22 protein-coding genes are annotated in these 26,462 nt (G+C 55.2%); 12 read left to right on the top strand and 10 right to left on the bottom strand.

Annotation, left to right across the window (positions count from 1 at the left end):
* Positions 1-19: 19 nt before the first annotated feature.
* From NSJP_RS09345 to sugE, 3 genes are read left to right on the top strand one after another with little or no spacing between them, the layout of a single operon-like run.
* On the top strand, positions 20-1,213 hold the full coding sequence (locus NSJP_RS09345; protein ID WP_172834257.1) for an efflux RND transporter periplasmic adaptor subunit: 1,194 nt from the start codon (positions 20-22) through the stop codon (positions 1,211-1,213).
* The gene (locus tag NSJP_RS09340; RefSeq protein WP_080886638.1) at positions 1,213-4,446 is read left to right on the top strand and encodes an efflux RND transporter permease subunit; all 3,234 of its coding nucleotides are present in this window, start codon (positions 1,213-1,215) and stop codon (positions 4,444-4,446) included. The genes NSJP_RS09345 and NSJP_RS09340 overlap by 1 nt, the downstream gene beginning before the upstream one ends.
* A gap of 57 nt (positions 4,447-4,503) precedes the next feature.
* A complete protein-coding gene (sugE, locus tag NSJP_RS09335) occupies positions 4,504-4,818 on the top strand; it encodes a quaternary ammonium compound efflux SMR transporter SugE (protein ID WP_080886637.1) in 315 nt (104 codons plus the stop codon).
* Positions 4,819-4,899: 81 nt separating this feature from the next.
* On the opposite strand, the gene NSJP_RS09330 is transcribed toward sugE, so the two are convergent.
* Positions 4,900-5,541, bottom strand: coding sequence for an O-methyltransferase (locus tag NSJP_RS09330; RefSeq protein WP_080886636.1), 642 nt, complete (start codon positions 5,539-5,541; stop codon positions 4,900-4,902).
* A gap of 104 nt (positions 5,542-5,645) precedes the next feature.
* Here NSJP_RS09330 and NSJP_RS09325 point away from each other — a divergent pair, with 104 nt between their 5' ends.
* Positions 5,646-7,178: a carboxypeptidase M32 gene (locus NSJP_RS09325; RefSeq protein WP_080886635.1), complete on the top strand. Its 1,533-nt coding sequence runs from the start codon at positions 5,646-5,648 to the stop codon at positions 7,176-7,178.
* Between the two features lie 86 nt (positions 7,179-7,264).
* On the opposite strand, the gene NSJP_RS09320 is transcribed toward NSJP_RS09325, so the two are convergent.
* The gene (locus tag NSJP_RS09320; RefSeq protein ID WP_080886634.1) at positions 7,265-7,825 is read right to left on the bottom strand and encodes a hypothetical protein; all 561 of its coding nucleotides are present in this window, start codon (positions 7,823-7,825) and stop codon (positions 7,265-7,267) included.
* 131 nt (positions 7,826-7,956) lie between these two features.
* Here NSJP_RS09320 and NSJP_RS09315 point away from each other — a divergent pair, with 131 nt between their 5' ends.
* The 3 genes from NSJP_RS09315 to NSJP_RS09305 all read left to right on the top strand — a co-directional run bounded on the left by NSJP_RS09315 (position 7,957) and on the right by NSJP_RS09305 (position 9,369).
* The gene (locus tag NSJP_RS09315) at positions 7,957-8,394 is read left to right on the top strand and encodes a Fur family transcriptional regulator (RefSeq protein WP_172834256.1); all 438 of its coding nucleotides are present in this window, start codon (positions 7,957-7,959) and stop codon (positions 8,392-8,394) included.
* A 185-nt stretch (positions 8,395-8,579) separates the two neighbouring features.
* The gene (exbB, locus tag NSJP_RS09310) at positions 8,580-9,005 is read left to right on the top strand and encodes a TonB-system energizer ExbB (RefSeq protein WP_080886632.1); all 426 of its coding nucleotides are present in this window, start codon (positions 8,580-8,582) and stop codon (positions 9,003-9,005) included.
* A complete protein-coding gene (locus NSJP_RS09305; RefSeq protein WP_080886631.1) occupies positions 8,995-9,369 on the top strand; it encodes an ExbD/TolR family protein in 375 nt (124 codons plus the stop codon). The genes exbB and NSJP_RS09305 overlap by 11 nt, the downstream gene beginning before the upstream one ends.
* On the opposite strand, the gene NSJP_RS09300 is transcribed toward NSJP_RS09305, so the two are convergent.
* Positions 9,366-10,415 carry an FAD:protein FMN transferase gene (locus NSJP_RS09300; protein ID WP_172834255.1) on the bottom strand — a complete coding sequence of 350 codons (1,050 nt, stop codon included), beginning with the start codon at positions 10,413-10,415 and terminating at the stop codon, positions 9,366-9,368. The genes NSJP_RS09305 and NSJP_RS09300 overlap by 4 nt on opposite strands.
* 1,094 nt (positions 10,416-11,509) lie before the next feature.
* Here NSJP_RS09300 and NSJP_RS09290 point away from each other — a divergent pair.
* The 5 genes from NSJP_RS09290 to NSJP_RS19505 all read left to right on the top strand — a co-directional run bounded on the left by NSJP_RS09290 (position 11,510) and on the right by NSJP_RS19505 (position 16,876).
* Positions 11,510-13,027 carry a hypothetical protein gene (locus NSJP_RS09290; RefSeq protein ID WP_155970027.1) on the top strand — a complete coding sequence of 506 codons (1,518 nt, stop codon included), beginning with the start codon at positions 11,510-11,512 and terminating at the stop codon, positions 13,025-13,027.
* 57 nt (positions 13,028-13,084) lie between these two features.
* Positions 13,085-13,543: a hypothetical protein gene (locus tag NSJP_RS09285; protein WP_231989527.1), complete on the top strand. Its 459-nt coding sequence runs from the start codon at positions 13,085-13,087 to the stop codon at positions 13,541-13,543.
* Positions 13,540-14,217, top strand: a complete 678-nt coding sequence (locus NSJP_RS09280; protein WP_080886626.1) for an FMN-binding protein — start codon at positions 13,540-13,542, stop codon at positions 14,215-14,217. Before NSJP_RS09285 ends, NSJP_RS09280 begins: the two co-directional genes overlap by 4 nt.
* Positions 14,195-14,755 (top strand): hypothetical protein, encoded by a 561-nt coding sequence (locus tag NSJP_RS09275; RefSeq protein WP_231989526.1) that lies wholly within the window; start codon positions 14,195-14,197, stop codon positions 14,753-14,755. The genes NSJP_RS09280 and NSJP_RS09275 overlap by 23 nt, the downstream gene beginning before the upstream one ends.
* 1,158 nt (positions 14,756-15,913) lie before the next feature.
* Positions 15,914-16,876, top strand: coding sequence for a hypothetical protein (locus tag NSJP_RS19505; protein WP_172834254.1), 963 nt, complete (start codon positions 15,914-15,916; stop codon positions 16,874-16,876).
* Between the two features lie 98 nt (positions 16,877-16,974).
* Here the strand turns inward: NSJP_RS19505 and bfr (NSJP_RS09265) are convergent, their stop codons facing one another.
* The 7 genes from bfr (NSJP_RS09265) to mrdA form a co-directional block, all read right to left on the bottom strand.
* Complete coding sequence (gene bfr / locus NSJP_RS09265) at positions 16,975-17,445, bottom strand: bacterioferritin (protein ID WP_080886623.1); 471 nt, start codon at positions 17,443-17,445, stop codon at positions 16,975-16,977.
* 8 nt (positions 17,446-17,453) lie between these two features.
* On the bottom strand, positions 17,454-17,930 hold the full coding sequence (gene bfr / locus NSJP_RS09260) for a bacterioferritin (RefSeq protein ID WP_080886622.1): 477 nt from the start codon (positions 17,928-17,930) through the stop codon (positions 17,454-17,456).
* Between the two features lie 258 nt (positions 17,931-18,188).
* Positions 18,189-20,528: a type I DNA topoisomerase gene (topA, locus tag NSJP_RS09255; protein ID WP_080886621.1), complete on the bottom strand. Its 2,340-nt coding sequence runs from the start codon at positions 20,526-20,528 to the stop codon at positions 18,189-18,191.
* 91 nt (positions 20,529-20,619) lie between these two features.
* A complete protein-coding gene (gene dprA, locus NSJP_RS09250; protein ID WP_080886620.1) occupies positions 20,620-21,756 on the bottom strand; it encodes a DNA-processing protein DprA in 1,137 nt (378 codons plus the stop codon).
* Between the two features lie 63 nt (positions 21,757-21,819).
* Positions 21,820-23,328 (bottom strand): Rne/Rng family ribonuclease, encoded by a 1,509-nt coding sequence (locus NSJP_RS09245; RefSeq protein ID WP_080886619.1) that lies wholly within the window; start codon positions 23,326-23,328, stop codon positions 21,820-21,822.
* 145 nt (positions 23,329-23,473) lie between these two features.
* Positions 23,474-24,592: a rod shape-determining protein RodA gene (gene rodA / locus NSJP_RS09240; protein ID WP_080886618.1), complete on the bottom strand. Its 1,119-nt coding sequence runs from the start codon at positions 24,590-24,592 to the stop codon at positions 23,474-23,476.
* Entirely contained in the window at positions 24,592-26,457 is a 1,866-nt protein-coding gene (gene mrdA / locus NSJP_RS09235; protein ID WP_172834253.1) for a penicillin-binding protein 2, read from the bottom strand. Before mrdA ends, rodA begins: the two co-directional genes overlap by 1 nt.
* Between the last annotated feature and the right edge of the window lie 5 nt (positions 26,458-26,462).

The raw sequence follows: 26,462 nt of genomic DNA, 5'->3' as shown, positions 1-26,462 counted from the left end.
ATCGAGGCAACGGGCTGACATGTGCATTCAACCCAGGCATGGCCGTTTTCTTCTGCTTGGCTGGGTCCTCGCCAGCCTGGCCGCTGCATCCACCGGTTGCGACAGCACGCCCAGCGACGCGGTGAGGTTGAAACCGGTCGTCGCCCCGGCCGCCGGAGTCGTCGTTCTGTCCCCGGAGGATTCGTCGCGGGTCGGTCTCATCGTCCAACAGGTCTCCCGCAGCGAATTTCGAACTCATCGCGATTTCCCGGCCATCGTGCAGCCCAATCAGCGGGCCGTGGCCGACATCACCACACTCGTTCGAGGTCGCGTCGTCGACGTCTACGCCGACTTGGGCCAGCAAGTCGAAGCCAATGCGCTGCTCGCCATCCTGTACAGCAGCGAACTGGGGCTGGCTCAATCCGCTTATCTGAAATCACAAGCCAAGCTCCACGTGGCCGAGCAGGCCTATGCCCGGGCGAAGTTCCTCTTACAGGAGAAAGTGATCGGCGAAGCCGAGGCCCAGCGCCGCAAGGCCGAACTGCTCAGCATGCAGGCGGAAGCCAACGAAGCCCGCGACCACCTCAAACTGCTGGGCATGAACGACGGAGAATTTCGCCGTCTCGACCAGACGAGAACCATTCGCTCCCATGTTCCGATCGTCGCTCCGTTCGCGGGTCGGATCATCGGGCGGAATCTGACGCGGGGGGAAGTCGTCGAAACGACCGAGAAGTTGTTTGTGGTCGCCGACCTCTCGGAAGTATGGGTCCGTGCGAACATTCCGGAGAAGGATATTCCCTTCGTGCATGTGGTGCATGCATCGGGTGGCACACATGCAGACGTGCGCGTCAACGCGTATCCGAATGAGGTCTTCAAAGGCACGATCACCTACGTCGGTGACGTGCTGGATCCCGCCACCCGCACCATGCAGCTTCGGCTCGAATTGCCCAATCCCGAAGGGCGGTTGAAGCCCGAGATGTTTGCGACGATTCGCCTGTATTCGGAACCGCAACCGGACAGATTGGCATTGCCCGAATCCGCCTTGCAGCGGGACCATGATCGGACGTTCGTCTTCGTGCGGCGCAGCGAGAACGAGTACGAAGCGCGGGACGTCCAGATCGGCGAATCCAACGGCGCGCTGACCACCATTCTCAGCGGCCTGAGCGAGGGCGACCCGGTCGTCACGCAAGGCGCGTTCGTCCTGAAGTCCGAGCTCCTCAAGAAGCAGGTCTGATGGTCGCTCGGCTTCTCGACATTTCCCTCCGCCAACGCCTCCTCATCGTGATCTTCTCGATCGTGACGGGAATCGCGGGCATCTATGCGTTCAGGACCATCCCCATCGATGCGTTTCCGGACGTCACCAGCGTCCTCGTGCAGGTGGTCACCAAAGCTCCGGGACTTTCCCCCGCCGAAGTCGAACGGTTGGTCACCTATCCCATCGAGCTGCAATTGACGGGTCTCCCGTCTCTGACTGAAATGCGGTCGTTGACGAAGGTGGGATTGTCTCTCATCACCATCGTGTTCGACGACAGTCTGGACATCAACCTCGCCAGACAGCTCGTTCTCGAACGGCTGATCGAAGTCGAAGAGATGTTGCCGCTCGGCACTGAACCCATGCTGGTGCCGAACAGTACGGGTCTGGGCGAGGTCTTTCAGTATTACATCGAAGAGCCTCCTCATAGGCATATCCAGAGTGAAGAGGAGCGCCATCAGAATCTGATCGATCAGCGAACCATGCAGGACTGGATCATCCGGCCGTTGCTGAAAAGCACGCCGGAGGTCATCGACGTCAACTCGATGGGCGGGTACGTCAAGCAGTACCAGGTCCTCGTCGAGCCGGCCATGCTGCGGAAATACAACCTCACGCTACGCGAGGTCTTCGACGCGATCGCCAGCAACAATGCGAACGCGGGCGGCAATATCCTGGAAAAACACGCGGAAAAATATATCGTCCGAGGCGTAGGACTCATTCGCTCCATCGAGGATATCGAGCGGATCGTCGTGAAAGAGAAAGGCGGCACGCCGGTTTTCATCGGAGACGTCGCGCAAGTGCTCGTCGATCATGCGGTGCGGCACGGCGCGACGGTGTTGAACGGAGAGCGGGAGGTGGTGAGCGGCATCGTCCTGATGCTCCGGGGCGGAAATGCCCGAGACGTGGTCGAAGGCATCAAGGCGCGCATCGACGACATCCACGCGCGCAATCTCCTGCCGGATGGGCTGCGGATCGTTCCTTTTTACGACCGGATCGAACTGATCACGGCCGCGTTGAGCACGGTCTACAAATCCCTCGCGGAAGGCGTCGTGCTCGTCGTCATTATTCTGTTTCTTTTTCTGGGCAACATCCGGAGCGCGTTCATTGTCGTCAGCACGCTCGTCTTGGCGCCCTTGGCCACATTCATCGTCATGGGCCAGGTCGGCCTGACGGCTAACCTCATGTCCCTGGGGGGATTGGCTATCGCCATCGGCATGATCGTGGACGGATCCGTCGTCGTGGTGGAAAACGTCTATCGCCATCTTTCGGACCATTCCTCCGCCGCGATACCCAGACGGGAACTGCTGACGATGGCGGTGAAAGAAGTCGGCCAGCCGGTGGTGTTCGGTATTCTCATCATTATTCTGGTCTTCCTTCCCGTACTTTCGCTCCACGGGATGGAAGGGAAGATGTTCAAGCCGTTGGCCTACACCATCATGATCGCCCTGTTGATTTCGCTCTTGTTGTCTCTGACGCTCTCACCGGCCTTGTGTTCGCTGATGTTGAAAAGCGGCAGCGAAGAGGATCCGTGGATCGTCAGGCAGATCAAACGTCTGTACGCCCCCGCGCTCCGATGGGCGCTGGGACGCAGTAAAACCGTCATGATCGCAGCCGTCGGATCCTTGGTCTGCGGCCTGGCATTATTCCCGTTCCTCGGCAGCGAGTTCATCCCGATCATGAATGAGGGCAGCGTCGCGCCCCAGACGATTCGTCTGCCAAGCGTGTCGCTGCCGGCCTCCATCGAGATCGAGAAACGCATGCAGCAAGCCTTGATGGAGTTTCCGGAAGTCGAGAAGGTGGTCTCGAAGATCGGCCGGACCGAATTGGGCAATGATCCTCAAGAGCCCAATGAGAGCGATCCGGTGGTCAGATTGCGTCCGCTGGATCAATGGACCACGGCTCGGACGATGCCCGAATTGATGCAGAAGTTCCGGGAGCGGTTGACACGGATCCCCGGCGCAACGTTCCTGATCAGCCAACCCATCCAACAGCGGGTGGATGAATTGATTTCGGGGGTGCGGACGGAAGCGACCGTCAAGCTGTTTGGCGACGATTTGGAGGTCCTGCGGAGCAAAGCGGACGAAATCGCCGGCGTATTGGGGACGGTCCGCGGCGTCAGTGACATCAAAGTGGAACAATTGTTCGGGCAGCCGTACCTCACGATCGACATCGACCGGAGCAAGATCGCCCGGCACGGCATCAACGTCTCGGACGTACGGGAGATCATCACGACGGCCATCGGCGGGCGTGCGGCGACCAAGGTGTACGAAGGCCAACAATGGTTTGATCTGTTCGTGCGGTTTCCGGAGCAGTATCGGGACAGCGTGGAACGGATCAGTAATATTCTATTGACCGACGGAGCGGGTGCATTGATCCCGCTGGTCGACCTCGGCACCGTGAGGCTGGAAGAAGGGCCAGGGCGTATCAGCCGCGAACGCCTGCAACGCTATGTGTCGATCGGCTTCAATACACTGGGCCGGGACATCGGCAGCCTGGTTTCGGAGGCCCAACAGAAGATTGCCGCGGGTGTGTCGCTCCCCCCCGGTTATCTGGTGGCCTGGGGCGGTTCGTTCGAGAACATGGAGCGCGCCATGGCCAAACTGCGCGTCATCGTTCCGATGACGATCGGGCTGATTTTTCTGCTGCTGTATTCCACCTTCAATTCGCTGCGCCAAGCAACCCTGATTATTCTGAATCTGCCGTTTGCCCTGATTGGCGGCGTGGTCGCACTCTGGCTGACGGGTGAGTATCTCAGCGTGCCGGCCTCCGTCGGATTCATCAATCTGTTCGGCGTGGCCGTCCTGAACGGCATCGTCCTCGTGTCCTGCATGAACAAGCTTCGTGACGAGGGCCATAGTTTGGATGACGCCGTTTTCACGGGAAGCGTGCTCCGCCTTCGACCGGTGCTGATGACCGCGCTGGTCGCCTTGCTCGGCTTGGCCCCTTTGGCATTCGCGCGGGGAATCGGCTCGGAAGTTCAACGGCCCTTGGCGATCGTCGTGATCGGTGGATTGGTCAGTTCAACCTTGTTGACCCTGATCGTGCTTCCCGTTCTGTATCGGTGGGTCGAAGGGCGTGCCGGAGGAGATGCCGGCCACGCGCCGCGGCCCGGCGAAGCCGTCACGTCTCAAGAAGTCGTGGACGGCCAAACATCTTCCTTGCACGCCGGTGCACTCCCGCGTTACGGCGTAGAAGGACAGGGCAACGGCGCATGAGTCCACGTCGAGTTCACGCCTCGTAGGCCCCGCCTGCATTGATGGAGGAAAACTGTCATGGCATGGGTCTATCTCATCATTGCCGGGTGCTTTGAAATCACGTGGGCCGTCGGCATGAAGTATACGGAGGGCTTCACCAGGCTATGGCCGAGCATCTGGACGGCGCTGGCCATGATTGTCAGCCTATGGTGTCTTGCCATTGCCCTGAGAACCATTCCTATTGGAACCGGCTATGCGGTTTGGACTGGAATAGGGGCTGCAGGCACGGCCATCATGGGGATGGTGCTGTTCGACGAATCCAGCGATCTGATGCGGTTGCTCAGCATCGCGTTCATCGTGGCGGGGATTGTCGGCCTCAAGCTGAGTTCTTAGCCGAGGTACATCGAATTGGCAAGCACCTGGCCAGGCGGATGACGTAAGAGCAAGTCAGGAGGGAGTTGCGAGTTCCGATCCTCATTTCGGCCGGATGACGAACACACCGTCACGAATAGGCAAAAGGACCCCCGACACACTGGGATCAGCCGCGACGATTCGATTCAACTCCTGGATGGCGGCCGTTTTCTCATCGGGTGCGGGCTGCGTCAACACATCGCCGTTCCAAAGAACATTGTCCACCAAAATCACCCCTCCGGGCGCGATCAGTTCAAATGCACGCTGGTAGTACCGGACGTAGTTTGTCTTGTCCGCGTCGATAAAAATCAGGTCGAATGGTCCGGTAAGATCACGCATCGTGTCGATCGCCGGCCCCATCCGCACGGAGATCTTTCCTCCGTCCGGCGACCTCGAAAAATACCGGCGCGCGAGTTTGGCCGGCCCTTCATCAATTTCGCATGTCAGCACGGTGCCATCCGGTGGAAGCGCCTCGGCAAGACAGAGGGCGCTATAGCCGGTGAACATGCCAATTTCCAGTACGCGCGTTGCTCCGACGAGACGAATCATCATCTTCAGAAATGCACCTTCAAGGGGCCCCACCAGCATCTGTGGATGCTCCATCGTGCGCTGCGTCTCTTCTCTGAGGGCCCGGCAGACCGCCGACTCGGGGATGGAATGGGCTTCGGAATATGTTTCGATCTCAGCGGCAACAAGTTGGTTCATGACGACAACCCTTGGCGGTTTTAAAATAGTACGATCGAGCGTACACTATACGCGGCCTCGCAGGGAGGATCTTATCATGCTGCATCACGAGGGAGATACATGACGTGAAGACACTGGCAACCCTGGAGAACCTCATCGATCGATTGCGAGAGATTCAGCGCATCAACAGCGCCGCGTCCGTGCTGTCCTGGGATCAGGAAACCAACATGCCCGCAGGCGGGGGCACCGCCCGTGCCGAACAGATCGCGACGCTCCAGGGGATCGCTCACAAGGAGTTCGTCGAGGATGAGACCGAGAAACTCCTGGGCGCCGCCGTCGACCTCACAACGGGCTACCCTCTTGATCAAGACGGCGAACTATGGGACGAGTCCGCGCAATCTCTTCTCCGTGAGGTGTGGAGAGACTTCAACCGGGCCCGAAAACTCCCTTCGGATTTCGTCGTCAAGCTCAGTAGAGAATGTTCTCTCGCTCAACAAGTTTGGGCGGAAGCACGGGAAGGAAATGCCTTCGTCGATTTCCTCCCCAACCTTGAAACGGTCCTGAACCTGAAGCGTGAAGAGGCTCAATACTTGGGCTATGCGGGCTCTCCGTACGATGCGTTGCTGGATTACTATGAGCCGGGGACAACGATTGCCGGATTGCGACCGTTGTTCGCGCAACTGAAAGCGAGACTTGTTCCCCTTCTTCGAAAAATCCAGAACAGTCCGGTGCAAATCGACGACAGTATCCTGTTTCACGCCTATGATACGGCGAGACAGCTCGAATTCGGTCGCTTGGTCCTCATCGCCATGGGATACGATTTCGAGAAAGGTCGGCTTGATCTGTCGGCTCATCCGTTCACCACATCGTTTCACCCCACCGATGTGCGTGTCACTACCAGAGTCCATGAACATGACGTCACCTCATGCTTGTTCAGCTGCATCCATGAGGGCGGGCACGGACTGTACGATCAGGGTCTCGACCCGACCCACTATGGAACCCCGCTGGGAGACTCCGTTTCGCTCGGGATTCATGAAAGCCAGTCCCGCATGTGGGAAAACTGCGTCGGGCGCTCCAAGGCATTCTGGCGGTTCTTCTATCCGGTCCTGCAACAGACGTTTCATCACCAATTACGGTCCATCGACCTGGATCATTTCTACGCTGCCGTCAATCGGGTTAAGCCCTCTTACATCCGAGTGGAGGCCGACGAATTGACGTACAACCTTCACATCATGGTGCGCTTCGAAATCGAGCAAGAGTTGATCGAAGGCCGCGTCAAAGCCCAGGAACTCCCTGAACTCTGGAACCAGAAGATGAAGGAATACCTGGGTATCGTTCCGCCAACCGATTCCCAAGGCGTGCTCCAAGACGTCCATTGGTCCTTGGGCGCATTCGGCTATTTCCCCACCTACACCCTCGGCAATCTCTATGCCGTGCAGTTTTATGACCAGGCACGCATGGAAATTCCCCACCTGGAAGACGAAATTGCAGCGGGACAATTGCTGATCCTGCGGCAGTGGCTGGGCCAAAAAATCCACCGGTGGGGACGCATGTTCACCCCTGAGCGACTGGCGCAACGGGTTACAGGCGTGAGCCTGACACCGGAGCCCTATCTTCAATACATCGAACGAAAATACGGCGAGCTCTACCGAATTTGAGGAGTGAAGCTAACCCATTGAACGCGGCGCGCTCTCTACGAGACAGGCAGAAGCCCCTTGCCAAGATTTTCCACCTGCCAGTCGGGCTAATATCCCATCGCATGATTGATTTTGGGCAGGAGGGCCGGCGGAAGCTGAAACTCGTTCTTCACCTCAATCCTAGACGGCACAAGCAGCGTCGTATGGAATACGATGTCCCGAATCGGGATCTTGAACTCGGGATCCTGCGGAGTACTCAACTCCACGGACTCGACCGAATTAGTAATGGCTCCACTGTCATGACCGCCATAGGTGGCAACCACCGCCTTGAGGATTTCAACGATCTTTTCGTTCGTTTCCACACCTGCAACGGACTTTTCCAATAGTGAGAGCACTTCCTGGGCTTGTTCCGTGAGCGTAAAGTTTTCCACCCGTTCCCGCCTTCGGAGTGACGTCAGATCGTTGTCCAAATCCTTGCTGAACGCCCCATACGCAAAGCGGAAAAACTCAAAATGAAATCCCTTAAACCCCTTCCCGAACATTTGCAGTTCACACAGGAAGCAGAGTTGCTGAAGCTTCACATCGCTGAGGAGGCCATGGGGCTCCGCGCATTGCAATACGAGCAGCAACAGAGCACGGTCTACTGTAATCTGATGGGGCTGACGCATGACATCTATTCCTTGTCCGCTGCAAAACCGGCCACGACTATAGACAGCGGCCGTCGAGTCGTCAATTGCAACCCCCTTGACCAAGCTCATGATTTCGTTTTTAATACTCGGTCCGTGGAGGTATGTCCGTTATGGCATCAGGAAAGAGCCCGAAAGAAATGGATGCGCTCAAGGAACACTTGGCGAGACATCAATTGAAGTTTACACGCCAGCGAGAGCTCATTCTGAGCGCATTCCTACGGCAGGAGCACATTACAGCCGAGGCCATGTACCACCAACTGGCAAAGACCGATCCCCACCTCGGATTGGCGACTATCTACCGAACCCTAAACCTCTTTTGCGACGCCGGTCTTGCACAGGCCCGGCATTTCGGCTCACAAACTCAATACGACAATATCTCGCACAAGGGGCATCACGATCATCTGATTTGCACGGGGTGCGGAAAGATCATTGAATTCGAAAATTGTGAAATTGAACGACTTCAGGAAGAGGTCGCGGCGAAAAACGGCTTTACGATCCAAACACATCGACTCGAGCTCTACGGACTCTGCTCCCACTGTCGCCACTGACGCCATGGAATTCAGTACCTGTCTGGTGTTTGACCGGGACGCCTGCAAGTACACGCAAGTCCAGGGGAAAGTTAAGCCTATGATGGCTGATCAGGTTGGTTGACACAGGATTCTGAACTTTGTTAGCTTACGCCTCGACAAGTTGATAACTATTTTCAAGTTCAACTCCCTGGAAGGCGCAACTGATGGACTTTCTAAAGCATGCGGTGGACTACGGAGTGATTGGCCTCCTCTTTCTGCTGAGTATCTGGTGCGTCGCGGTAGCCGTTGAGCGCTGGCTTTTCTATCGCCGAGTCGATCTCAAGCAATATCCCAATCAACAGGTATTCGAGATTGCGCTGACGAGGCGGCTCGTCATCATTGGTACAGTAGCTTCCAATGCCCCCTACATCGGTTTACTCGGAACCGTTCTTGGGATCATGCTGACGTTTCATACGATGGGAACGACCGGTCAGATGGCGGTCAATACCATTATGATCGGCTTGAGCCTGGCGCTCAAAGCCACAGCCGTGGGACTGCTGGTGGCTATCCCCTGCGTAGTCATGAATAACCTGTTGCGCCGGCGGGTCTCTGAACTCGTCACGCTGTACAAGGTGCAGCATGGAACGTGAAATTGATCAGATTAACGTCATCCCCCTCGTGGATGTGATGCTGGTCCTGCTCGTCATCGTCATGACGACCGCCACATTCATCACAACGGGACATATTCCGGTCGACCTGGCAAAAGCGAAAGAATCGGGAGAGCGGAAGGATGTCCCGCTTGTCATTACGCTCTCCTCCGACGGTAGTTTGTTCCTTAATGACCAGCCGGTATCGCAGGAAGGTCTGAAGGTCCAATTGATCAGCCATTCTCGGGAATCTCTCGTCCTCGTTCGGGCGGACAGGATTACAGTGCTAGAGCGCTTCGTCAACGTCGTCGATGACGTACGCGGGTTGGGTTTTCACCAAGTCAGCCTTGAAGTGCTGCGATCCTAACGCCGTCGTAGCACCGTATCCTGTTGCCACGGTTGTTCTTCCTCTCCCAGATGCAGGCGGACCCGCTTTCGAAGTTCAGCGGACATATGCACTTTCCCCTCCCGATCGACGATGATAGCCTGCACGTCGCCGAGTCTTTCGATCAGGCGCATCCCGCGTTCAGGGCCAAGCACAAATATTCCCGTATCGAGACCGTCAGCCCAGACGCCTTCCTTCGCGATAATTGAGACACTTTGGCATTCCTTGGCAGGCTGAAGTGTTGCGGGATCAAGGATATGATGATATCGGACTCCATCCCGTTCAAAATACCGCTCATAATCTCCTGCTGTCGAAATCGCTTCATCATCCAAATCTATTACAAGAAGCAGCTCTTCGGGCATTCGTGGGTGTTGAATACCGACCGTGGCCCTTTTCTCCTTGGGCAATCGACCGAACGCCTTAATATCTCCTGAGAGCGCAACAATTCCACCGGTCGCCCCAGCCTTTTTCATTCGCATCACAGCCCGATCCGCGGCGTATCCCTTCGCTATCCCTCCGACATCAATCCTCATCCCGGCCCGTTCCAGAAAAATGGTCCGTTCGGCATTATCTATCCGCACCCCGCTGAGCACTATTTGATCTCTCACGTGCTCCAACTCCTCCACCGTGGGAACGTCCTGCCTTTCCATCACATTCCACAAGTCGACAGCCGGACCTATCGCAATGTTGAATGCGCCGTCCGTCAATTCGGCTACCCGCAAGGCCAGTTTGACGATCTGCAACGTATCCGAACTAACTCGTACAGGTGCTTTTCCGGCAGCAGCATTTACAGCGGAGAGTTCGCTCGAACTTATCCAAGTGCTCAATAACACATCTAGTCTGTGTATCTCGGAAAATCCTTCCGTAGACGCGGCCAATGCCACCGATTCGGTGGGCGCCGCGGCTGTAATGGTCACCAATGTACCCATATGCATTTGAGTACGTGTGACTGTTATGGACTGGTTGTCCTTAGGAAAGGCGCTGCAACCAGATATTAAGACTGCCGAAGCCATTGCGATAGCCAGCATGGAGTTCCGGACGGTGCCTCGTGCCATGTCTACCATTGATGATTCTGGAAATACGGAGGAACCCGGGGATAGGACATGACTTCGTACAGCCGTGCTTTGCTTTCAGCGAGGCTTGGAAAAGTCGTTACCATCGAATGAACTTCCATCGCAGCAGATTGCTGCTTCGCGGTTTCTGCTAATTGGTTCTTATCGCTTTCGTTTAGCACTATGGATAATAGCACCATCCGCCCGTAGCGTGGCGAGTCGACTCCGAACCGCCAAGTACCCAGATACGTGAGCTCATGCTCATTTATGGAAAACATGACAGACCCATTTGCCATGGACTGAAAGGTCCTTCACTTATTTGCACGCGGACAAGTTCGTAGTCACCCGGCGCCAGAGCCACCATGAATTACTGGAGATCGGATTCTACTCCACACGAACCCGTTCAAACGTTCGTTTGCTGAGCAATTCGAATGATCGCAAGGCCGACGGATAGATTCGTTGAGTTTCTCCGGTGATAACCGCAGTGACTTGACCGACGGCTAGGGATTTTCCTACTAAACTTTCTTCGCCTTCAGTCCACAAGGTCCGTGGCACACCCCTGCGCCAAAACAGCATGAGCCAATGACATTCGTAAAATAATCATAAAACATTATACAAATCGAATATATACAACATACATCTAAGGAATCCGTAGTCGAAATGATCTTTGCCCTTTCGAGAACTGCCGGCTGAAATTGCCGGTCTTGACTATAGATGCACAAATAGAATATCAATAATCGTTCTCAATTTCACATATTGGTTCCTGCAACGCTATGAATAATGTCTCTTCCTCAGCTTGCTCTGTTCAAGAAGCACGCTGCGAGTGCGGTCAGCTAATCGCAAAAGTTTTGGAGAAGGGATTGGAGTTGAAGTGCAAGAGATGCAAACGGATTGTCATTATCCCCTTCACAGCCATCGTAGGATGGTCCGACCTTTCTCCTAAGCCCATCTCTTGAAAGGAGGGACATGTCTCAGCCTAGACAATACACCTGAAGAATAATTACACGACCAGAGACCATCGAGTCCCGAGTCAGACAATTCGGTTAACCCTCAAATTCTGGAGGCGTCCCATGTGGACTCGGGCAATACTCGGGGTTCTGGTCATAGCAAGTCTGCCAGTATTTCAGGCGTCGGCAGAGAACATGACCCCAGAGGATATCAAAAAGCTCGTTGACGAAGCAGTGGAAAAGCGCATGCGTGAGATCGAAAAACACGAACGTTCGACATTGCCTGAAGGTGTCGAAAGACCGGAGGTCATCCGAAGCGAAGGACCGCGAGATCAACCTGGCATCGGCCCGTTGCCTGAAGTCGGACGTGAACGACGCACGGAATCACAGCCTGCTCTTTCATTCGGTTCAACCGGTTCAGGGCGGTTGGTCTATGCAAAGCCGTTCGTCGCAGCACCAAAAGCCATCGTTGGCGGCTATATGGACATTCAATTCCGATCTCAGCAAAAAGCCAGCATAGAAGCTGGTGATGGACGTCCTGGGATTACCAATAATTTCGATCAGCAACGATTTGTTCCCTTTTTCTATGCCGACGTAACAGAACACGTGAAGTTTGCGGCAGAACTTGAAATCGAGCACGGCATTCGCGAAAGTTCCGAGAATGAAATCGAAACCGGCCTTGAGTTCGCGCACATCGACTATCTCGTGAAGGAATCCTTCAACCTTCGAGCCGGCATCCTATTGCTTCCAGTCGGAAAATTTAACCTCTTGCACGATTCGCCTTTGAACGACTTAACCGATCGTCCGCTGGTGGCCCAATTTATTGTTCCGACCACCATGTCGGAAACAGGCGCCGGTTTCTATGGCACCTTCTATCCCGGACGAACCGGGAAGATAGACTATGAGTTTTATTTTACAACCGGCCCTTGCGGATATGGCGCCGACGGAACCCCTCTGGTTAGCGAACAGGAAGGCACGCGAGACGGTCGCCAACGGACTTGTTCCGGCCATGATGGTGCCGATATCAACAACGGCAAAGCGGTGGTTGGACGTCTGGCCTACAGCCCGATGTTGGGTATGGAGGTCGCCGGATCGACCTACTTTGGAAATGCGAACAACAACTCAAGCAATTACAATCCACTGAATATCACGGCTATCGACTGGACATTTCAACGCGGTCCGTTCGAGTTGATTGGAGAGGCAGCCTGGTCTTATGCGAGAGGAAATTCTCGGGCCGTTCAGGGCAACACGATCGGCTTTGCACCGGGCACAGTGCTCACGGGGATCCCAGGCAACAGTGGACAGGGCACCCCCACTCAGCGAGGGATGGGCTACTACATACAGGGCAATTATCATTTTATGCCCTCTTTCTTGACCAAGCTGTCCCCCAAACGATTCGGCGAGGGATCAACTTTTACTGCCGTGATCAGATATGACAGGGTGAACACCAATTTGGACAATACCAATGGAACTGGCGGATGGGGCAATTTGGAGCAGATCTCTTTTGGGTTGAACTATCGACCCATAGAGGATGCAGTATTCAAGATGAGCTACCAATACCAGCCGATGGCTTTCAATCCCGTCACGCAACAACGAATCCATGACAACGCATTTGTCATCTCGGCCGCAACGTATTTCTAAGACAGGAGGTTGTGAGCCTTTCTTCTGGGAAAGGCTCACAACCTCCGGGGAGCATCCGTGCAAAGAGCCGCTCTCGTGATCATCGGTTTACTCATGTGTTCCGGCTGTGCATCGATGAGCGGGGCCAAAGACCAATACTTCGTATGCTCATACGATATCGCCTGGGATGCGGTTCTAGAATCGGTAAAAGATCGACCGATACAAGTCCAAAGCAAGGAGAAAGGCTTGATCGAGACCAACTGGGTCGAAATGGAAGGTGCGGAACGCGCCTATGGCATGTTTCAACGGGAAGGATTTGGAAATCGAGAACGGGCACGCATGACCGTCGCGCTTAAGCCGCTGAATGACGTGGTGTCGGTCAGTGTGTTGGAAACACGCCAACGGTGGCACCTCAAGGGGGGGATAACGCAGGAGGCTACAAAATGGTGGCCGATTGACCCGTCGGAAGAATCCGAGACCATGGTCATGGATCGAATCAAAACCACATTGAATCAGAAAGGCTGCGCCACGACATGACCGTACGCACCTGGCCGTTTGTCATATTGTTGGCTGCACTTCTGGCTCCTTCGACCGCATGGGCCGAGCGGATCTGGGATGCCGAGTTGAAGCGTTACCTCACCGAACAGGAGATGAGCCATGCAGAGGTGTTCCTCACGGAAGACGATGCATTGAAGCTTATGTTTCCCACATCGGAGAGGATTCGGAAAGACTCTATACATCTGACCCCAGAGAAGAAGAACCAGATAGAAGAACGCATCGGCTGGAAATTTCCAGAGGAAGGGTTTGAGGTATTCATCGGCGAAACAGGTACAAAGATTGATGGGTATGCGATGATCCAGAACACCATCGGCAAACACAAACCCATGACATACATGGTTGGTGTCGATCCTACCGGTGCATGCACCAATGTGGAATTGTTGGTGTTTCGAGAGGCCAGAGGTAGTGAAGTCCGAACCAAGCGCTTTAACGCCCAGTACGAAGGCAAGACGGTCAGTGACCCTATTCGTATCAATAGAGACATCATTAATATCAGCGGCGCCACGATGTCAGTTCGTTCATTTAGCGCCGGAGTCAAACGCGTCCTTGTACTGATCGATGAATACTATCTCAAACCGATTGGATTGGGCAGTGACAGTGTAGCTGCTCGGAAGGCCGAGAAGGGATTTTTTGGCATGCTTTTCGGCAACTGAGGAAGGTGCGCTGTATCGAATGCGTAATTTTAATACCCGGTTTCGACTTCGCGATTCCGACAAACAGATACGGCTCCTGTATACGCTGTTCTTATTTTTAATCTTGGCCGGATTCACCTTTTCATTCCTCTGGGCACACAGTATGACCGGCCTATCTCCGCAAGGCATCGCCGACCATTATCGAGGGTCCGACTCCACGTTTGGAGAGCCGATGTCATTTCGGGAGTTGGCGGAAGTTACTCACTTTCACCTTTTTACAATGCCGGTTGTCTTCATCATCCTTGCCCATGTTCTTTATCTCACGGCCACAACCTCAGCGATCAAGATAGGGACCACCTGGATGGCGTTCGGCGGAGTGATGTTGGATTTGCTGTCACCTTGGCTGATCAGCTACGTCTCGCCTCTGTTCTTCCTAACCATGCTGATGGGGGATGTATTCATGACCGTCGGGTTTCTTATCATGATGGCCATTCCTCTCTACGAGATGTGGGTATTAGAGCAGCCGCTGATGTCGGGAAAAACGAACGAGGATCGATGAGATAGCGCTATCCGTCCTTTTACCATGCCGAGCGGCCAGAGGTTATCACCCAGAGCCCGAGATCACAGTTGCTGATCTTAGGCTATTTTTTTGTGGGCATCTTGATGCAGCGCCTACTCACCATCAGCGGCGGTGGCTAGTGGAATCTCCATGACGATGTCAGAAATCAATGGACGCAACTGCTGAATCGGATGAATGGAGCATATCTGCATGGTTCTCCGGTCGATAATGGACATGACATTGTTTTTCGCATCGTTTTTCGCATCGTCTCTCGGCGTCGTCGTATATCAGAAAGATAAAGACCCGATGCATGCAGGCCGAGATAGTGTTTTCACAAAGATTTGCAACATTCCATCAGAAAGAGGAATGCCTATGAGCCGTCAATGGCCTACGCGAATTCTTTCCGTTTTATTTCTATGGCTGTTTGTGTATCTCGGTGCTACGGGGTGCTCGGGAGGAGGAGATTCCGGAAGCGGGACGGCCAATGTACAAACCACAGGTACTCCGGGAGCCCAAGAAGCTGTCGGCGAGCGGTTGTTCATGGACACAAGGTTGGCACAAGCCTTCAGCGTATATGTGGACAATGGAGGGAACATCAACAATCCCAATATTGGTGATCCCGTCGTTGCAGACGTGGAGACCATGACTCCGGGCGTTCCCATCAGTCCCGGCCCTTTCAATGGTCTATCGATGAACTGTCGCTCCTGCCACTTTGTCGACGACGTCCTGACCGCACCCGGCGGCGGGATGCGAACCTATGCAGACTTCGCACGCCGAAGTCCCATCCCCGCAAGAGCGGATGGGAAGACACATACGCCCAGAAATTCTCCCCCGCTCGTCAATTCGACCTTGGATCGACCAGGAGGCGTCCTTTTCCATCTTGATACGGAATTCAATTCGATGGAAGATCTTGTCGCGGCAACTTTTACCGGAAGAAACTTCGGATGGTTGCCGGGAGAGCGTGCACAAGCCGTCGCACACGTCGCCCGCGTCATTCGAGGGGACGACGGATCGTTCGATCCAACCGGTGAATTCGACGGATTATCCTATCGGATCTTGTTCACAGGGAACAATCCTGCGATCCCCGATGAGTCTCGTCTCCCACCAGAATTCCGTGTCTTAGTCGGCTCAGGAACGGATCAGGAGATTTTCGATGCTGTGGTGAAGGTCGTGGCCGCCTATGTAAACGGGCTCCTGTTCTCACAAACGGACGACAACGGTGCCTTGATCCGTTCCCCCTTTGACGTCTTCCTCACGATCAATGCTCTGGCCCAGCAGCCGGATCCGAACGAAACTCCTATGGATTACAGCCGGCGGTTACTGCAGTTAATTCAAACCCGTGAGCTGGCCGGCACATTGCAATTTGTCACCTCCAATCCGAACAGAACTGATGGCCAGTTTCAGTTCCATTCCCAGCCGTTTGTCTTTGGGGCAGTGGAGTTACAAGGCTTGAAAATGTTTCTTTCAGAGCCGGCTGCGATTCCAGCGTCACCTGCTGAGTTGACAGCAGGCAAGATCGGTAACTGTCTGGCCTGTCACCCCGCTCCCAACTTTACGGATTTCACACTGCACAATACTGGGACTACTCAGAGAGAGTACGATCTCATTCATGGATCCGGCCAATTCTCTGGACTTGTCATACCTAACCTTGCCACACGTGACGCGAACTACAACGCGTACCTTCCTGCAACAGAAAATCATCCGAACGCATCGGAGCCCTTCCGAGAAATCCCCGTCTTGGCCAACCCGGCACTGACGGATCTCGGGGCATGGAACGTATTTGCCAATCCCGACATGCCGGCTCCCCAGGCTAAGATCACAGCCATCCTCTGCGATGATCAGCAACCTTGTCCGCTCTCAAACGCCGTGCTTTTGGATCGGGCAATAGCACGGTTCAAGACCCCGGGATTGCGCGACCTTGGCCATTCTGCCCCATACATGCATACCGGACAGTTCGATGGATTAGGTAATGTCCTGCAGTTCTATCGGGGCACATCCGATCAAGCGCGAGCTGGGACTTTGCGAAACGGGGATATTCAGATTCAAGGCATCGCCCTGACGGCCGGCGACCTTCCGGCTTTAACCTCCTTCTTGAACTCGTTGAATGAGGACTACCAATAGATGGGCGCGAACAACTGGACAGAAACGTATAAATGTAAGCCGTGATGCACATATGGGGGGCCGATGTCACCGCCCCCCATACGATGCGTTCTGATTCGCTACTTGGAGACTTGCTCGGACAGATATCGCTCCAGCCCCACCTGTCCAATCGTCTTGAGCTGAATCTCAAACCAATCGATATGTTCTTCTGAATCTATCACCATGTGCTCCAGCAGGTGACGGCTGGTATAGTCGCCAACGTGAGCACAATGTGCGACGGCTTTACAAAGTAATCCGACATCTTCTCGTTCGAATGCCAGATCGCTCTCGAACAATGACTTGGCATCATCTCCCGCGGCCACCGCATCGAGCTTCGCCACATCCGGGGTTCCCTGGAGGTATAAAATGTGGTCGATCAACAATGAAGAATGTCCTACTTCTTCGTGCGCCAGATGTTCGAAATGACCATGGAGACGATGGTATCCCCAGTGTTTGCACAGCGCGGCGTGCAAAAGATATTGATGCACCGCCGTCAATTCCGCCCGCAGTACATCATTGAGATACTGGACGACCCCTTCCTTTGCTTTCATGGCTTCTCCTAACTTTCCTTCTTGATCTGTTCAGCCAGATAATTCTCAACACCGATCTGCTCAATCGTTTCCATCTGTGTCTCAATCCAATCGATATGGGCATCGACGTCTTTGGCCATATCCTCCAGCATGTGCCGAGTGGTGAAATCAGCAACCTTCGTGCAATGAACGACCCCCTCGCTCAGCAACGATAACATTTCCTGTTCTGCCTTGAGATCGAGCTTGAGTTGTTCCGGAACGGTTTCGCCAACGCGCACAGTGTTCATGCGTTGCACATTCGGCACTCCTTCGAGGTACAAGATGTGTCCGATGAGCTCGTCCGCATCCTTCATTTCGTCGATGCTCCGTTCACGAACTTTGTGATGCAACCGCTCATATCCCCAGTTCGAACACATCTTGGCGTGAACGAAGTACTGATTGATCGCGGTCAGATCAGCGGTGAGGATTTTATTCAACAGATTAATCACCCCGTCTTTTGCTTTCATCTTGCGTCCCTCCTTCATCGGAAAATCAGAAACGTGAACGATAACGAAATATTTCTGCAGATATTATCTCGGCTCGGACACACCTCGTCAACACATGATTTACGTAATTCTGATTAGGCTTCTCATCTTCGATGACTTCGCATCTCAATTTCACGGCACGAGCATGCGCGATGGCGAAGAAGAAAAGAATGGAACGGCTCAACTAGAGCGAAGATTGGAACTGGATTGATGCGGGAGAGGAATGCTGATGAGGCCCTGTTACCCGGCTTCGCGATAGCCGCAATCTTCATTGCGGCACTGGACGCTCCTCCCGTCCTGTTTGCTGACCTTCTCGATCAGGAACGGGGCGCTGCAGGTTGGGCAGGCTTTATTGACGGGACGATCCCAGAGAGCGAATTCACATTGAGGATAGCGACTGCATGCGTAGAACGAACGCCCCTTGCGGGTGCGTTTCTGGACAAGGTCTCCGCCACATTCAGGCTGAGGACATTTCACGCCGAGTGCGAGCGGCTTGGTCGTCTTGCAGGCGGGATAGGCCGAGCATGCGATGAACTTACCGAACCGTCCCGTTTTCACGACCATCGGGCTTCCGCACTTGTCGCAAATCTGATCGGTCGTGAGCTCTTGTTTAGGAACAATCTTGATGGTTCCGTCAGGGAGTTTCTCAAAGTTCTGCGTATTCTTGCAGGGCGGATCGTCTTTGTAGCCAGGGCACGCGAGAAACTTCCCGTTTCGCCCCCACTTGATCTCCATCATCCTTCCGCACTTTTCGCAGGGGATATTCGTGGGAGGTTCAACGGTGTCCTTTGGACCGGGAATCGACTTCGCTTTTTCCAAGTCCGCCGTGAAGGGATTGTAGAAATCCCGCACCGCATCGATCCATGGCTTGTTCCCCTCCTCGACCTCGTCGAGTTCCTCTTCGAGTTGGGAGGTGAAATCAACATTGACGATGTCGGGAAACCCCTTCATCAAAAAATCGTTTACCGTACGACCGGTTTCCGTAGGAATGAACCTGCCCTCGATTTTTTCGACGTACTTCCGGTCCTGGATGGTGGAAATGATGGCCGCATACGTGGACGGCCTTCCAATGCCTTTTTCTTCCAGTTCTTTGATGAGAAGAGCCTCGTTGTAACGAGGGGGCGGCTGAGTAAAGTGTTGTTTGGACGTAATGCCCGCGATCGTCTGCTCCGGCTGTTCGACCAACCGAAGGCGCTCACCTTCGGCAAGAACCGGCAACTGTCGCTCGGCTCCGTCCTCGGTTTCTTCGTCTTGCTTGGGCTTTTGGGAGAACAGTTCTTTATCGACTCCCTCCATGTAGACAATCGTGTGGCCCGGAAACTTGACGACCGTTCCACTCGAGCGGAACAGATAGCGATCCGGTGTATTGAGCGGAGAGGACTCCACTCGCGTTACATCCAGGATAGCCGGCACCATCTGGGAAGCAATGAACCGGTTCCAGATCAATTTGTAGAGATGGTACTGGTCTTCTTCAAGGTATTGCTTGATCGATTCGGGATCTCGGGATGCGGATGTCGGCCTGATGGCTTCATGCGCCTCCTGTGCGGCCTTTTGTGTCTTATATACGTTTGGAGTTCCAGGAAGATATTCCTGGCCGAATCGCTCCATGATGACCTGTCGCACGTCAGCCATGGCCTCTTGGGATATTCTCGGTGAATCCGTTCTCATATACGTGATGAGGCCGGTTGCCCCTTCCGTTCCGATCTCAATCCCTTCGTATAGCTGCTGCGCGAGTGTCATCGTCTTTTTTGAGGTAAATCGCAGTTTTCTGGCCGCTTCCTGCTGCAAGCGACTCGTAATGAACGGCGCCACTGGGTTCCGCTTCTTTTCCTTCCGCTCGACGGACGTGACCGTAAACGTCTTCCCCTCAAGCGCCGATACCATCCGCTGCGCCTGCTCGGCCGTGCCAATCGACGCTTCTTCTCCGTTGATGCTGTGCAGTCGGGCTTCAAACGGCGGGGGTATCGTTCCGGCCAACAACGCCGTGATCGACCAATACTCCTCCGTGCGAAACGCTTCGCGCTCAGCCTCGCGCTCACATATCAGCCGAACGGCAACCGACTGTACCCGTCCCATGGACAGCCCGCGCCGCACTTTGTTCCATAACAACTGACTTCCCTGATATCCGACGATTCGATCCAGGACCCTTCGCGCCTGCTGCGCATTGACCAACTTCATATCAATCTGTCCGGGAGATTGCAGCGCCCGCTTGATGGCTGATTCCGTAATCTCATTGAAGAGGACACGAAAGACTTTCCCGTCCTTCTTCTTTTTCGATTTGCCGTTCAACTCCTCCGCCAGGTGCCAGGCGATCGCCTCTCCCTCGCGATCAGGGTCAGGAGCGAGAAACACTTTATCGGCCTCTTCGGCTTTCTTCTTGATCTCAGCAAGCACCTTCGACTTCCCTTTGATTGTGACATACTGCGGAGCAAAATCGCGCTCAAGGTCTACGCCAAGCTTGCTGGTGGGAAGATCCTTGACATGGCCGACGGAAGCGATGACGGTATATCCTCGCCCCAAATACTTCGTGATCGTCTTGGCCTTCGTCGGAGACTCGACGATGATGAGAGACTTTGCCATGGATGCTCCGCTGGATGAGTGCCTTGCCTACCGTACCATCCGTACCAAAATTCTTCTCGCGATGCAACTCATCTCGGGAATAGGGTCCTGTTTACGCGCGAACGAAGCGCTGCCCCCCTAGTTGCCGAGCCTGCCGATTGAGTTCCAAAGACAAGAGTGTCGCTGTCACGATAGCAACCGGCTCATGAATGAGTTCCGCCACTTCGTCCACGGTTCTGGGTTCGTGTGACAGCGCTTCATATACCAGTCTTTCCTGTCCGTCCAGAGGCCCATGCCCCGCAGGGTCGAATCGAGACCTCTGCAGGTTCTTGCGCATCGGTTTATCGATCTGCGGAGTCAACACTCGAACCACATCATCCGCGCACTCGACCAAGGCGGCACCCTGTTTGATCAGTGCATTTGTTCCGCGGCCCGTATCTGCCTTGATCGAACCGGGAACGGCAAAGACTTCTCTGCCCTGCTCACACGCCAGCTGAGCGGTAATCAATGATCCGCTGTCCAAGGCAGCCTCCGTCACCACGACCCCGAGCGACAACCCGCTGATGATGCGATTGCGTCTGGGGAAATTGTGCGGCTCGGGAGCCGTTCCGATCGGCACCTCGGTCACGACCGCTCCCTGCTCCTCAATCTGGCAGCGAAGCCTTGCGTGCTCCGACGGATAGGTCCGATCGATACCGCACCCGAGCACGGCGATGGTTCGGCCGCCGCCAGAGAGCGCGCCTCGATGCGCTGCCGCATCAATCCCCCTGGCCAATCCGCTGACGACGGAGACGCCGGCCGCCGCCAGATCTCTAGCCAATTCTTCAGTGAACAGACATCCGCCGGCAGTCGCTCGGCGAGCACCCACCACTGCTACTGCAACCGCATCCTCTTCCAGCAACGCGCCGGAGACGTACAACAGAGGTGGAGGATCGGGAATCATCCGCAATCGTGCAGGATATGATGGATCAAGGACGGTCCAAACAGTATACAGGGTCTTCCGCAGTTCGGAGAGTTCTGTGTCGATCAGTCGGCAAGCACTCTTGGAAGGACCCTTCTTGATCGCGTCGGCCAACCGCCGGCTGCAGCCCCGTTCGATCAGTTCGTCGAATCCCGCCTTCAGCACCACTTCGGGTGTCGGAAAAACCTGTAGCAATGAGAGGATGGTCGCATCTCCCAACCCATTGATCGCCCGCAGCCGTAACCAGGGTTCAAGGAGGGACCAGTTGGTCGCGTTGGCCGATTGCATAAGGACTGGGCGTCCGCCAGATGGGAATGGAACTCACTGGCCCTGTCGAAATACCGCCGAGATTCAGATTACGGCCAGATCATACTGCTCCAGATGCAGTTGTTCGTCGGGCATGACCAGGATCTTGGCCATACATTCCCGCTCCAGCGCTTCGAGGCCTTGCCGTTCCTCGTCTTGAAGCAACCCGGCAACGGAAGGATGGGCTCCAACCACAATGCGCTGCTGCTCCGCCCCGGTCCCGATCCGCCTGATCTCACGGAAAATTTCATAGGCGATGGTCGTCGGCGACTTCGTATAGCCGCGGCCGTCGCAGTAGCGGCAGGGCTCCGAGAGCGACCGCAGCAGATCTTCACGAACTCGTTCGCGTGAAATCTCGATCAACCCTAGGTCGGAGATTCGTGAAATCCTCGTTCGCGCCTTATCCGATGCCATGGCATCAACCAGAGCATGATAGACCTTGTCACGGTTTTTCTCTCGCTCCATGTCGATGAAGTCGACGATGATGATGCCTCCGATCCCGCGCAGCTTGATCTGATAGGCGACTTCTTTGGCCGCCTCCAGATTGTTGCGCAAAATGGTTTCCTCCTGATCCCGTTTCCCCACGAACCGACCGGTATTCACATCGATGACGGTCATCGCCTCGGTATGGTCAATGACGAGATATCCCCCCGATTTGAGCCAGACTTTACGGCTGAGTGCGCGGGCCATCTCCTGCTCGACTCCGAGATGATCGAACAAGCTCTCGTCCTTGTCATAGAAATGGATGCGTGAGGTCTGTTCCGGAGAGAACCGCTGAACAAAGTCGCGCACCGCTTCATATTCTTCGCGCGAATCGATCCACAATCTGTCCACCTTCTTCCCGAACAGATCGCGCACGACGCGGAAACTCAGGCTAAGGTCCGTGTGCAACAGCGCAGGCGCGGGCTGCTGATCGTGCTTTTCACGAATGTCCTGCCAGAGCACGTGCAGGAAGTCGACATCGGACCGCAGTTCTTCCTCTTTCACGCCTTCACTCACGGTCCTGACAATGTACCCGCAACCGGGATGGCGGAGGCGCTTCATGATCTCCTTCAATCGTGCGCGCTCCTCGTCCCGCGGGATACGGCGCGAGACGCCGATATGCTCGACGTTCGGCATGAACACAAGATAGCGGCCCGGCAACGATACATAGCTCGTGACGCGCGGGCCCTTGGTGCCGATCGGCCCTTTGGAGATCTGCACCGTCAGATCTTGACCTTCGCTTAGAAGCTGCTCGATCGGTTTGGAGCTTTCCCGACGAGGCCTGAGATCATCTCCGTCTTTTTCGTCCTCGTCCGTATCGACAAGCGTATCTCCCGGTTCGGCGTCCATGGACAGATCCGAGACGTGCATGAATGCGGCCTTTTCGAGTCCGATGTCGACGAACGCCGCCTGCATGCCCGGCAGCACCTTGGCGACCTTTCCTTTATAAATGTTTCCCACGAAATCTTTATGCTTGGCGCGGTCTCCAAAGAGATCCGTCACCACGCCGTTGTCCAACACCGCCACACGAGTTTCCTCACGGGCGACGCTGATTGCAATTTCCAATCCCATACCAAACTCCTTCCATTCGATGCATCCATCGACCAGGCACGAGGAGCGGACGCGAGGCACCCCAGGTCCGCCCCTTCATCGGGTGATTATCGAGTCGATGGACGATACATGATCAACAATTCCTGAGCGGCGGCACGCCGCTCGCTCAATAAAACAAACTCAATCGACGCCGCTTCACATTCAACAGAAGTCCCAGCGACGCCATCGTCATGACGGTCGCACTGCCTCCATAGCTCATGAGGGGGAGAGGAATCCCGACGATCGGAAACATGCCGGCGGTCATGCCGATGTTCACCACGACGCAAAAACACAGCATGCACACCACACCGACCGCCAGCAGCGCCCCAAGTTCATCCTTCGCCCTTGCGGCAATTTCCAGCGACAGCCAGATCAGCGCCACGAACAAGAGCAGCAAGACAAGGACCCCCACAAAACCCCATTCTTCCGCAAACACCGAAAACACGAAATCCGTGTGCCCTTCAGGCAGAAATTTCAGCTGGCTCTGCGTTCCCCCGTACAGCCCCTTTCCCGTCAGTTCACCTGCTCCGATCGCAATCCGCGATTGCAGCGCGTGATAGCCCTTGCCGGCCGGATCATAGTCCGGGTCAACGAATGCCATAATGCGCTGACGCTGGTAATCATGCAAGGACCCCCACATCATTTCCCACGCGAATGGAAACAACATCAGCGAAAATAGCAGGATTAATCCCATGGCTTGGGAGCGCATCCCCACCATCAACAGCATGGCCGCATACACGGCGAGAAAGCTCAACCCGCTACCGAGGTCCGGCTGTTTCAAGATCAGCAACAGGCCGGGCAGCATCAGCAGGCCAGGCACCACCACACGTTGCAGCCAACCGACGCGTGGAGCCTTCGAATAGTAGTGCGCGAGCACCAGGATCAGGACCAGCTTGGCAAATTCCGAAGGTTGAAATGCGAAGGGGCCGACGGGAATCCATCGTTGAGCGCCCCGGCTGGTCTTGCCTTCAAATAGGACGAACGCCAGCAACAAGAGAATCACCGCATACGCTGGATATGCCCACCGGGCTATGCGGTGATAGTCCCATATCTGCATGATGAAAAACGCCACGCTGCCAAGGAGGATCCATACCAGTTGCTTCGCGAAAAACGGCATGGACCCGCCCTGGTCATGCGTGACGCTGTAAATGGACAGCACGCCGATGCCCAGGATCAAAAAGACCAGCCCGAGAAATCTCAAGTCAAAATTGTCGAACTGGCGGCTTTCTATGACCCGGTCGATCATCACAACCCCGATCCGCCGGAATGAGCCTTGGGAGCCGTCGCATGTCCGGCCTCGGGCGCATGTTGCGTGAGCTTGACAAAAGATTCAATGACTTCTTTGGCCAGCGGGGCCGCGGCAGACCCTCCGTGCCCCATGTTTTCGGCCAATACGGCAACGGCGATCTTCGGCGCATCCACGGGAGCAAATGCGACAAACCATGCATGATCGCGGAGCTTTTTGGGAATATCTTTTTCCGGACCGGTTCGCAGCGCCGATGTCTGCGCCGTGCCGGTCTTCCCCGCAATGGACACGATGGAAGACTTGGCCCTTGTCGCCGTCCCCTCCGTCACGACATCGGCCAATGCCGCCCGAATCAATTTCAAGTTCTCCTGTCTGACCTTCAATCGATGTTTCTCGACGGAAGGCAGTTCCTGAAGATGACCGGTATCCCGACTCATGATCGCTTGAACCAACCGTGGGCGATAGGCCACTCCACCGTTGGCGACCGTACCGATCAAACTGGCCATCTGAAGCGGCGTCACCGTCACATAGCCTTGCCCGATCGAGGCGGAAATGGTCTCGCCTGGCAGCCACGCCTCGTTCTTCGCCTTTTGCTTCCACGCCGTCGACGGCATGATCCCCACCCGTTCGGAGGGCAAATCCACGCCTGTTTCTTCGCCCAGACCGAACTGGTGCCCGTAGGCGGCGATCGTGTCGATCCCCATGCGCTGGCCGATGGTGTAGAAGTATACGTCGCAGGAATGGACGAGCGCCTGATGCAGGTCGACTGAGCCATGTCCCCCGGCTTTCCAGTCACGATACAGGCGCCGGCCGAACTGGTATCCGCCGTTACAATGAACGGTGCTGGACGGAGTGACCGTATTGGTTTCCAGAGCCGCCGCGGCCATCATGACCTTGAACGTGGATCCGGGAGGATACTGGCCTTGAGACGCCCGGTTGTTCAGAGGCCTGCCTTCGTCTTGGACGATCTCCACCCATTGCTTGGGTGTCAGTTCCCGAGACAGTACGTTGGGATCGAATGCCGGGCGGCTGGCCATGGCAAGAATGTCTCCGCTGGTCGGATCGAGCGCGACGATGGCGCCGGATTCTTGTCCCAGCAGATCTTCGGCGACTTTCTGCAATCTGGCATCAATGGTCAGATAGAGATCATCGCCGGCCTTCGGTTGATCGACCACTACCGTTCGTTTCTCGTGCCCCAGCGCATCCACCTCCACGCTTTTCTGACCTGCCATTCCCCGCATGATACGATCGAAGTATTTTTCCACGCCGTATTGGCCGACGATACTCCCTTGATGAAGCTCGGCAAATTCAGGCTTCTCCAACTGCTCCGCCGACACCTCGCCGACATAGCCCAAGACATGTGCGGCCGTCATGCCGCTGGGATAGTTGCGCTGCGACTCCACTTGAATCATGACTCCCGGGAGATCCAGCCGGTGGGATTCGATGAGCGTCGCCTCTTTCAAAGTCAAACGATCTTTGACCTTTCTCGGCAGCTGTTTGGCACCACGCACGGCGAGCTTTTTTTTGACGAGGGCAGGATCAAGGCCGATGAGTTGCGTCAATTGATTGATCAGGGCCTCGCGATCTTTGACGTCCTCCAAGGACACATACAGACTAAAACTCGGAACGTTATTGGCCAACAGCACGCCGTTTCGATCGTAGATCAGACCGCGAGCCGGTTCCAGGATCACCGAACGTGTCCGGTTGTTCTCGGAAAGATCGCGGTAATAGGGGCCTTCGCGGATCTGCAGATGCCACAGTCGCAATGCCAGCAGAGCCACGACGAGCAGCAACCCGATGCGGAGAAGCACCAGGCGCCGCTGCAACTCGCCCAAATCAGAATCGAATCCTCCGGAGATCGCCATGGCCT

The organism is Nitrospira japonica (assembly GCF_900169565.1).
Taxonomy (GTDB): domain Bacteria; phylum Nitrospirota; class Nitrospiria; order Nitrospirales; family Nitrospiraceae; genus Nitrospira_C; species Nitrospira_C japonica_A.
Note: the sequence above shows the minus strand (reverse complement) of the source record. Positions and strands in the feature narration are given on the sequence as shown.

Coding starts and splice junctions, on each gene's coding strand:
- NSJP_RS09345 (WP_172834257.1), top strand. CDS start 20: ATGTGCATTCAACCCAGGCATGGCCGTTTTCTTCTGCTTGGCTGGGTC.
- NSJP_RS09340 (WP_080886638.1), top strand. CDS start 1,213: ATGGTCGCTCGGCTTCTCGACATTTCCCTCCGCCAACGCCTCCTCATC.
- sugE (WP_080886637.1), top strand. CDS start 4,504: ATGGCATGGGTCTATCTCATCATTGCCGGGTGCTTTGAAATCACGTGG.
- NSJP_RS09330 (WP_080886636.1), bottom strand. CDS start 5,541: ATGAACCAACTTGTTGCCGCTGAGATCGAAACATATTCCGAAGCCCAT.
- NSJP_RS09320 (WP_080886634.1), bottom strand. CDS start 7,825: ATGCGTCAGCCCCATCAGATTACAGTAGACCGTGCTCTGTTGCTGCTC.
- NSJP_RS09315 (WP_172834256.1), top strand. CDS start 7,957: ATGGCATCAGGAAAGAGCCCGAAAGAAATGGATGCGCTCAAGGAACAC.
- exbB (WP_080886632.1), top strand. CDS start 8,580: ATGGACTTTCTAAAGCATGCGGTGGACTACGGAGTGATTGGCCTCCTC.
- NSJP_RS09305 (WP_080886631.1), top strand. CDS start 8,995: ATGGAACGTGAAATTGATCAGATTAACGTCATCCCCCTCGTGGATGTG.
- NSJP_RS09300 (WP_172834255.1), bottom strand. CDS start 10,415: ATGCTGGCTATCGCAATGGCTTCGGCAGTCTTAATATCTGGTTGCAGC.
- NSJP_RS09290 (WP_155970027.1), top strand. CDS start 11,510: ATGTGGACTCGGGCAATACTCGGGGTTCTGGTCATAGCAAGTCTGCCA.
- NSJP_RS09280 (WP_080886626.1), top strand. CDS start 13,540: ATGACCGTACGCACCTGGCCGTTTGTCATATTGTTGGCTGCACTTCTG.
- bfr (WP_080886623.1), bottom strand. CDS start 17,445: ATGAAAGCAAAGGAAGGGGTCGTCCAGTATCTCAATGATGTACTGCGG.
- bfr (WP_080886622.1), bottom strand. CDS start 17,930: ATGAAAGCAAAAGACGGGGTGATTAATCTGTTGAATAAAATCCTCACC.
- topA (WP_080886621.1), bottom strand. CDS start 20,528: ATGGCAAAGTCTCTCATCATCGTCGAGTCTCCGACGAAGGCCAAGACG.
- dprA (WP_080886620.1), bottom strand. CDS start 21,756: ATGCAATCGGCCAACGCGACCAACTGGTCCCTCCTTGAACCCTGGTTA.
- NSJP_RS09245 (WP_080886619.1), bottom strand. CDS start 23,328: ATGGGATTGGAAATTGCAATCAGCGTCGCCCGTGAGGAAACTCGTGTG.
- rodA (WP_080886618.1), bottom strand. CDS start 24,592: ATGATCGACCGGGTCATAGAAAGCCGCCAGTTCGACAATTTTGACTTG.
- mrdA (WP_172834253.1), bottom strand. CDS start 26,457: ATGGCGATCTCCGGAGGATTCGATTCTGATTTGGGCGAGTTGCAGCGG.